We start from the raw sequence: 8,689 nt of genomic DNA on the forward strand, positions 1-8,689 counted from the left end.
CATGCACCCTTATAAAGACCAATTCGAACAACTCAAACAACATGTAAAAACGTGGCTTGATAAATATACTACACATGAAAACCATGATGACCTTCGAAAATATGTAGGATTGTTCAACCAAGATAACTTTCTTGGAACAATCTGTAAAAACATTAACCAAAATACAAAAGGAACGGTTATTTTATGAAAGCTAATAAGTCCCTCGCTAGGGATAAGAAATTCACGTAAAATCTGTTACGTATAGTAACTAATCGTTTTTTTTTATACCTTTAAAAGCCTTTTGGAGCAATTCAAAAGGCTTCTGTTTTTTACACAATAAACTTTAATACTATTATCCCCATGCTACAACACTATACAAAAATCACATTACTCCTCCTTATTTTAATAATAGGAGGTTGCTCATCTAAAAAACCAGATGATATTACCCCCAAAGAAGCAGTAACTCTCTTGCCACAAACACTAACGATTGAGTCTTTTTACGAAAAGACTCCTACTAATCTTGCGTTCGTTTGGCAAGATACTATCATAACGTCGTACACTATCACAAGCATTAATGCTAATAAGGATACGGATTTTGTCAGGACGTATGATTTTACTAGAAATAGTCAAAACTTAATTCAGACCAAAAAATATACCTATCAAGGGGCTGATTATCCAGATGGAAGCAGTACTTATGAATATCATTATAATGAAGATGGAACAGAGATGTCTTTACCTGATCATCAAACATGGCTTTATAATAGCAACGGACAGTTGATTAAATATTATTCTGGCAACCCCAACAATGCCTTTTATAGCTACGACTATGATAATAGTGGACAGTTGACGCGGTTCCGTAACAAAGATGGTAGTCGAGACATTACTTATAGTATGAGTTCATTTACGTCTGTAGTGAATCCGTTGTATTTATTGGCTGAGAAAACTCAATTTCTAGCCTTAGGTTATCCTAACGAAATCGTTACGCTGTTTTGTTCTAAAATGATTCCGAGGTCATTTATTTTTAGTGGCATACCGAACTACGTAGATTACAGCCTGGATGAACATAAACGAGTGAACGCTATTACAGTAACCTACAATGGTAATGTATTGAATAAATTTACGTTTGGGTATTAGTAGCACGAGTTTCCAACTCGTAAAATAATACACGAGTTGAAAACTCGTGCTACGGCATTTTGTCATATTGAGTCCTTCTTTATTTATCCAAAAACTGTATATTTGAATAACAAATTTAAACAATCACTACCTTGCAAATTTACGATGCGATATCTTTTCAAGAAATTGTTGATTCTGGTGGTTCTACATATCCATGGCGAGTAATGGTGGTTGATGAAGACAAACAACTAAAACCATTTTTAGTTAAGATGTTTACTGAACGGCAACTCACTCAGCAACATGCCATTGCTAAAGAATTATTTGGCAATATGTTGGCTCGGCAATTTGAATTACGAGTTCCAGATAGGTAACTATGCTTTGATAAAAGATTATATTACCGAAATAAAATCTAAGCCTGATAAGTTTTGTGATTTATTGACAAGGAAAATCGCTTAATAACACTACGAGTACTTTGTGTGAAGGATTTCATTTTCTTCCAAAGCAACACCAGCATTAGGATTAAAACATTATATAAATGAACAGCTTTTTTCAATATTGCCCCCTTCAATATCGCTATAATTCGGCTTCAGGAGAAGTGCTGAATGTAGCGTTGTTGGTGCTGTTTCCTGAACAGCAGAAAATAGCTTTTGTTTTTCCTGAAAAATTAAATCGTCTTCGTGCAGCCTATCCTAATAGCATTGCCGAACGAACCTTAAAAGCTTTTTTTAAAGGTATTGATAGTAAAGTTCATGCGCTTAATCGTCAACCCGAAATTTTTAATGATTATAAAAATCGCCCGTTAGATTTTATTAATAATGAAATATTAATACGAGATGCATCTGCTTTGCAATTTGGTGAAATCAAAACGAGTGTTTTATTCACCGATGACCTCAAGCAAATTGTTAGCCAATTAAAAGATATATATCTATCAGTATATGATTTAGAAGAAAGTCCGTATAAAACCCATACTGAAGACTATTTAATCAAAGAATACCGCAAAAAGATAAAACTGGGTGATGAACAGATTTTCACGAAGCATAAAATAGAGGAAAATAAAAAAATTGGTGAATATATATTTCCATTTGCTTGGCAAAATGGCACTTATAATATTGTAAGTCCGATAAGTTTAGATTTGAAATTACCAGAATCTATTATCAGAAAAGCCACGCTCAATTTTGGTAAGTTTACGCTTTTACAAGACTATGCAGCACAGAATAAAGCCCAATTTGATATATTGTTGGCAGAGCCAAAGCTAAAATCACTTGCCAAAAAATATGATGAAGCGACCAAAATTTTAGAACGTGTACCCTGCATAAGACTTTGGGCAGAAAGTCAGCTCGATGAATATTCTCAAAAGACCTTAGAAGCTATTAATACATTAGCATAATAATCAAATGTCATAAGTTATCCTACGGCTCCCCACTTACCCAATAGCCACTCGCCCGAAATTTCAATATTAACCTAAAAAGCCCCTTCTCCTTCTAAGCATGTGGTGTCGATAGGCTCGAACCAAATAACCTTTGGGAAATCACTAAGTTTATTCACAAAAAACACAAGGTTTTGAAGTCGTAATTGTCTGCCCAACTTTCGCTTATCGGTGTTTGATGATGAAAAGATAAGAACTTCGAGATATTGCGAGATTCTCGAAGAATCTCGCAATATCTCGAAGGTTAGCGAATAATGTGTATCGAAGTTATACTTTTTCCAAGTAATCCATAAGATTAATGCACCTGATATTTTTCAAGAATAGCCTCAAAGTTATCAGATTTGATATAGTTTTGCTTGATTTTATTGACCTGTACAATGGTTAAAAAACCTAATTCTACAAGGGTTTTTAAGTCTGCTCTTGCAGTGAAGTTTGAAATATTAAACCTATTCTCTATTTCTTTAATGCTCATCACCCTGTCTGAATCTTCGCTAAATATTTTTAAGATTTGTGCCATCCGCTCATTCACACTCGGAATCTTTACAAACTTAGCCGCCTGCACTACTTCTTTTTGTTTGAGAGCGATATAAGCTTTCAGTGCCTCAAATGCTTTTTCCATCGTTTTGATATGATAGGTAATAAAATAGCCTAAATCATTATCGTCGATTTCTGTATATAAATATGCCTTTTCATATTGTATTTTAGAATCTTTGATGATTCTGGAAATAGAAAGATATTCAGTAAGCCAATATCCCTTTTTCAGCATATACCAATAGAATAATGTTCGGGCTGTTCGTCCATTGCCATCCGCAAAAGGATGTATCCACCCAATCATAAAATGAATAATAATCCCTTTGATAATCGGATGAATAAAGGTTTTATCATCATCATGATTGAAAAAGTTACAGAGCATTTCTATTAATTCAGGTAATTCATCCTTGGGCGGAGGGGTATGAACGATTTCACTATTGATATGATTGATGACATGAATATCGTCGTTATCTCTAAATACTCCTTCTTCATCTTTATCAAGGGTATCGTGTGAGATTAGCTGATGGATATCCAAAAGGCTTTCAGGTGTTAGGTCATCATTTTTATGGGCAATAATATGTTTCATTGTAACATAATTATTGTAAATCATCTGTTCTGATCTATTTTTAGGCTTCAACTCTTTCTGAATCATCTCTTTGGCCTTTTTTCTCGTAGTATTAGCCCCCTCCATTTGGCTACTTGAGATGGCTTCCTCCACGATAGAACTTATCACATACTTATTTTTATCTGTTTCAGCAATTCCAATGTTACTTCCTAAAGTACCACCAATATTTAAATCAAAATGATGGAGTGTTTGTTGTATATAATTTGTGAGCAAGTAAGTAAAATCATATTTCCCAAAGGATAACCTTGTACTTTTTAAGTACCTATCAAATTTTATAGCTTTCCAGAAGTCTATTGGCAGAACTTCTTTTGATTTATATTTGACTTTATCCCAATACAAATAATCGTCCTGAATATTTTTTAATGTACCATTCATTTGTAATGATTTTCTTAAATCCATAGAAGCTATGGAATCCTCAAATGGATTAAATATTGGAGCTTTCTCTATCATATCAAAAGATTAAATTTATACACAATATTAGTTAAATATTGCGAGATTCTCGAAGAATCTCGCAATATCTCTAAGATTTTCATTCTTCGATTGTTCATGTAGCACGAGTTTTCAACTCATAAATAACACACGAGTTGAAAACTCGTGCTACATGAACAGTCGAAGAGCAATACAAAAAAATTGCCCGTGGTTCTCACGGGCAATTCATAAAGCGTTATAATCTTTTGCAAAGATTGTTATACGTAAATACTCTCCTAGTCAATATCACGTTGACGACCTTTTCCAGTGGAATAGATTTTTTTGATGAGGTATTCCGTATTTACCTCGTCTTCCCTCCACCCGAAAGAATTGTGGTAAGCTTGCTCTACTTCGTCCTGATGTTCCTTTGTTTCTTTGGGCTTCTTTTCAGAAGAAATCGTTATCGTAAGTTCCTCTTCATTTTTGAAGAGGTCTTTAATAGTTTTCAGTAAACTATCATTTATTTCGGTAGGTTTGATATAGTAAGTTGCATCCATAATTTTAATACTTTTTCCGATTTTTATTATTACTATTTTAGATTTACGCTACGTAAGAATTGACGGTAATTTTATAAATGCTGAGTTTGGATAAAGTATTTAAGAAGCTATACTATTTTATCACAAATATATCATTTGTATGAAATTTTCAAATAAAATATTGAAAAATTTACATATTTTAAAGCCTATAAAATGATTTTATTGCAGAAATACAGGCAGTTATAGAAAATCTCAATACAACATAAGGAGATATAGTATATGCCCATAATGTATATCTTCTATAGTTACTTGTAATGGCTGATTGTAATATGTCCGCGATGTACGTCCCTTATCGTTACCTGCAACGGCTGAATGCAATTCAGCCCTACTGGGAATTAGATAATACCCTAATAAAATGTAGGAGGCTGTCCAAAAAGTTTTTACGACCAAATATTATTCTGCGAAAGACCTCATCCCCAACCCCTTCTCCTTCAGAGAAGGGGCTTTTTGAGCTCAAAAGCTCCCCTCTCTGAAGGAGAGGGGTTGGGGGTGAGGTTTCAAACCAAAGAATATTTGGCAATGGTTTTCTTTTTGGACAGCCTCACGATGTTTGTCCGTGATGTACGTCCCCTATCGCTACCTACAACGGCCGAATGAAATTCAGCCCTACTGATATGGGCATATTGCGTATGTCCGTGATGTACGTCCCCTATCGTTACCTACAACGGCTGAATGCAATTCAGCCCTACTGATATGGGCATATTGCGTATGTCCATGATGTTCGTCCCCCTATCGTTACCTACAACGGCTGAATGCAATTCAGCCCTACAGGTGGAATAAACGTAATTAATTACCTACTTATAAAATTCATCATCCATCTAACACTTAACTAGCCTACTAAATCTATGATTTAGTAGCTTTTTTCTTTTATCTTTACGGCTATTATTAGCTTCTGACGATTACAGTGAAGCCACTAATCATTCCATGTTGAAATTATTTTACGGAGGACACGATGAAAAAACAGACAAAAGCCATCAGAATTCAAGCAGAACGTTCACAAAACCGTGAGCACTCTGTTCCACTATATCTTACTTCAAGCTTTACTTTTGAAGATGCTGAACAAGGACGTGCCATTTTCGCAGATGAAATAGAAGGCAATATTTATTCTCGCTATATGAACCCGAACGTAGATGAGTTCGTAGAGAAAATGTGTATGCTTGAAAACACTGAAGACGGTATCGCTTTTGCTACAGGTATGGCTGCCAACTTTGCGGCAATGGCGGGTTTATTAAAATCTGGCGACCATGTGGTGGCTTCAAAAGCCCTTTTTGGTTCATGTATCCAGATTCTAAGTAAAATCCTTCCTAAATGGGGTATCACTACTACTTTTGTGGATGGTCACGACCTTCACGCTTGGGAAGCTGCTATTCAGGATAATACTAAATTTTTATTCTGCGAAAGTCCTTCAAACCCGGGCTTGGATTTAATCGACCTTGAGGCGATTTGTCAGCTAAAAGCAAAACATAACTTGATTTTGGCTGTAGATAACTGCTTTGCTACACCAGTGATTCAAACGCCAGCCGACTGGGGTGCTGATTTGGTGATTCACTCGGCTACAAAATATATCGACGGGCAAGGTCGTGTGTTGGGTGGTGTAATATGTGGTAGAGAGTCGTTGATTAATGAAATCCGTTTCTTTTCACGCCATACAGGGCCTTCAATGTCTCCTTTCAATGCGTGGGTCTTATCTAAAAGCTTAGAAACCATCCATTTACGCATAGAGAAACATTCAGACAATGCGTTCAAACTGGCACAAGCATTAGAGAAAAACCCTGCTTTGAATGCTGTAAAATATCCATTCCTTACTTCGCATCCGCAGTTTGAATTAGCTAAAAAGCAGATGAGAATGGGTGGTGCTATCTTGACGATTGACATCAAAGGTGGTTTTGAAATGGTAAACGAGGTATCAAAACATATACAAATTGCGTCTATTTCACCCAACTTAGGCGATACTAGAACTATCATTACACACCCTGCTTCAACAACGCACTCTAAACTAAGCCCTGAGCAAAGAGCCGAAGTAGGCATCACCGACGGCTTGGTAAGAATAGCTGTAGGTCTAGAAGCGATTGAAGATTTGATAGAAGATTTTGAACAAGCATTAGAAAAAGCAACGCTGCTACTACCTAAAGAAGAGGAGGAAGAAACAGCTGTGGCGGAATAGTCATCAAAAAAACCTCACCCCCAACCCCCTCTCCTTCAGAGAGGGGACTTTAAACTCTACGTTTTCTTCTTCAAAGAAGGAGAAAACGTATTTTACAAAGTTAGACATGAATAACTAAAGCGTCTAAAAAGCTCCCCTCTCTGAAGGAGAGGGGTTGGGGGTGAGGTTAGCACAACAATGTATATAGCCTTACTTATTTGTCTGAGTTTAGTATTAGCCAATGTCGTAGTTGGTGTATATGCCGAACGTAAAGTTTCTGCTTTTATGCAAGACCGCCTCGGTCCTATGGAAGTAGGGAAGTATGGTTTGCTCCAAGTAATAGCCGATTTGCTTAAATTACTTCAAAAAGAGGACATCGTTCCTGCTTTGGCCAATAGAAAACTATTCTTGGTTGCTCCATGTATTATTTTCGTGGCTATTTTTGCAGGCTTTGCCGTGTTGCCTTTGGGTCCTAGCGAATACCTTCAAGGTTCGCAAGCGGAGGTCGGGCTGTTTTATTTATTAGCGGTAATTTCTATCGACATCATCGGTATCTTGATGGCGGGCTGGGCTTCAAACAATAAGTATTCTTTGTTTGGCGCGATGCGCTCGGTAGCACAGATTGTTTCTTACGAAGTACCTTTGGGACTAACCGTAATCTGTGTAGCGATGATTTCTCAAAGCCTTAACTTACAGGAAATTAGCTTACAACAAGGGATTTATACCGAAGAAACCAATTATTTATTTGGCTTGAAGTTTCTGGATATTGATGTTTCAAAAGTGGGGGGATTTCTTTCATGGAATATCGTTCGTGTTCCGTTTTTCTTCCCTATTTATGTCATCTTTTTTATTGCTACTTTGGCGGAATGTAACCGCGCTCCTTTTGATTTGCCCGAGGCCGAATCTGAATTGGTAGGTGGTTTTCATACAGAATATTCGGGGATGCGTTGGGCATTGGTATTTTTGTCGGAATACGGCATGATGTTACTGGTAAGCATCCTTGGGGCGATACTATTTTGGGGTAGCTGGAATACGCCTTTCCCAAATATTGGCTTTTTAAGATTAGCTGACTGGACTTCTGGCGAGCCTAATACTTGGGCTGGTGCGCTCTGGGGCTTTTTCTGGCTGATTGCTAAATCGTATATAGGGGTTTTTATTCAAATGTGGATTCGCTGGACTTTCCCTCGTCTCCGTGTTGACCAACTGATGTATCTTACTTGGAAAGTCCTTACTCCTTTCGCTATTCTAGGCATTTTTCTTTCGGCCATTTGGCGGTTGTTGATGTGAATTAGTTGTGAGTTAGTGAGTTGTTAGTTAGTGAGTTAGTGGGTTAGTGAATGATTGAGTTGTGAATTAGTGCCTATGATAACGTTAGAACTTGAAGATATTTCGCCTTTGTTGGTGTTTTTCACCAACAACCTAAGCGTCAGCAACCTATCAACTTCATAGTTGGATTTTATTGTTTCTTTGGAGTGTGCTTGATTTGTTGGTGAAAACACCAACAAAGGCAAATTACCCACATCTTTTAAAAAGTTGAAATGGAAATGTTATTATTGATTAAATTAGCTTAAATGTACATAAATAGTCTTTAAAACCAATCGTTGAAGCCCTTATCACTAGCGAGGGACTTAAGTCCCTCGCTAGTGATAAGCATCTTATTATTAATACTTTTCGGCTGGAAGCCTTATAATAGTCGTCACTCGTTAGAACGAGCGACTGCGTAAAAATTATTATCCTCAAAAACCTTTCCTATTAGCGGGTGACTTAAGTCCTACTGATTACCCACATCTTTTAGATAAGATAAAAAAAATTAAGAACTTGTAGCATGGAAATGTTTTTAGGTATAGAAAAAAAATATCTGTTCACAA

General features: G+C 36.5%; 8 protein-coding genes. 6 read left to right on the forward strand and 2 right to left on the reverse strand.

Annotation, left to right across the window (positions count from 1 at the left end):
• The 4 genes from VB264_RS24695 to VB264_RS24710 form a co-directional block, all read left to right on the forward strand.
• Positions 1-187, forward strand: a 187-nt coding sequence (locus tag VB264_RS24695) for a hypothetical protein (protein WP_323254047.1), incomplete at its 5' end; no start/stop codon positions are given.
• A 152-nt stretch (positions 188-339) separates the two neighbouring features.
• Positions 340-1,113 carry a hypothetical protein gene (locus tag VB264_RS24700; RefSeq protein ID WP_323254049.1) on the forward strand — a complete coding sequence of 258 codons (774 nt, stop codon included), beginning with the start codon at positions 340-342 and terminating at the stop codon, positions 1,111-1,113.
• Between the two features lie 131 nt (positions 1,114-1,244).
• Entirely contained in the window at positions 1,245-1,463 is a 219-nt protein-coding gene (locus VB264_RS24705; protein WP_323254051.1) for a hypothetical protein, read from the forward strand.
• Between the two features lie 164 nt (positions 1,464-1,627).
• Positions 1,628-2,479 carry a hypothetical protein gene (locus VB264_RS24710; protein WP_323254053.1) on the forward strand — a complete coding sequence of 284 codons (852 nt, stop codon included), beginning with the start codon at positions 1,628-1,630 and terminating at the stop codon, positions 2,477-2,479.
• Positions 2,480-2,813: 334 nt separating this feature from the next.
• Here VB264_RS24710 and VB264_RS24715 read toward each other — a convergent pair whose 3' ends face one another.
• Together VB264_RS24715 and VB264_RS24720 are read right to left on the reverse strand one after the other, a co-directional pair.
• On the reverse strand, positions 2,814-4,124 hold the full coding sequence (locus VB264_RS24715; RefSeq protein ID WP_323254055.1) for a Fic family protein: 1,311 nt from the start codon (positions 4,122-4,124) through the stop codon (positions 2,814-2,816).
• A gap of 254 nt (positions 4,125-4,378) precedes the next feature.
• Complete coding sequence (locus tag VB264_RS24720; RefSeq protein ID WP_323254057.1) at positions 4,379-4,639, reverse strand: hypothetical protein; 261 nt, start codon at positions 4,637-4,639, stop codon at positions 4,379-4,381.
• A 991-nt stretch (positions 4,640-5,630) separates the two neighbouring features.
• On the opposite strand from VB264_RS24720, the gene VB264_RS24725 reads away from it, so the two are divergent.
• Positions 5,631-6,842, forward strand: a complete 1,212-nt coding sequence (locus VB264_RS24725; RefSeq protein ID WP_323254059.1) for a trans-sulfuration enzyme family protein — start codon at positions 5,631-5,633, stop codon at positions 6,840-6,842.
• A 177-nt stretch (positions 6,843-7,019) separates the two neighbouring features.
• A complete protein-coding gene (locus VB264_RS24730) occupies positions 7,020-8,108 on the forward strand; it encodes a complex I subunit 1/NuoH family protein (protein ID WP_323254060.1) in 1,089 nt (362 codons plus the stop codon).
• Positions 8,109-8,689: the final 581 nt, after the last annotated feature.

The organism is Arcicella aquatica (assembly GCF_034928825.1).
Taxonomy (GTDB): Bacteria; Bacteroidota; Bacteroidia; order Cytophagales; family Spirosomataceae; genus Arcicella; species Arcicella aquatica.

Excerpts from the sequence above, each read along its gene's own strand:
- VB264_RS24700 (WP_323254049.1), top strand. The coding sequence starts at position 340 with ATGCTACAACACTATACAAAAATCACATTACTCCTCCTTATTTTAATA.
- VB264_RS24710 (WP_323254053.1), top strand. The coding sequence starts at position 1,628 with ATGAACAGCTTTTTTCAATATTGCCCCCTTCAATATCGCTATAATTCG.
- VB264_RS24715 (WP_323254055.1), bottom strand. The coding sequence starts at position 4,124 with ATGATAGAGAAAGCTCCAATATTTAATCCATTTGAGGATTCCATAGCT.
- VB264_RS24720 (WP_323254057.1), bottom strand. The coding sequence starts at position 4,639 with ATGGATGCAACTTACTATATCAAACCTACCGAAATAAATGATAGTTTA.
- VB264_RS24725 (WP_323254059.1), top strand. The coding sequence starts at position 5,631 with ATGAAAAAACAGACAAAAGCCATCAGAATTCAAGCAGAACGTTCACAA.
- VB264_RS24730 (WP_323254060.1), top strand. The coding sequence starts at position 7,020 with ATGTATATAGCCTTACTTATTTGTCTGAGTTTAGTATTAGCCAATGTC.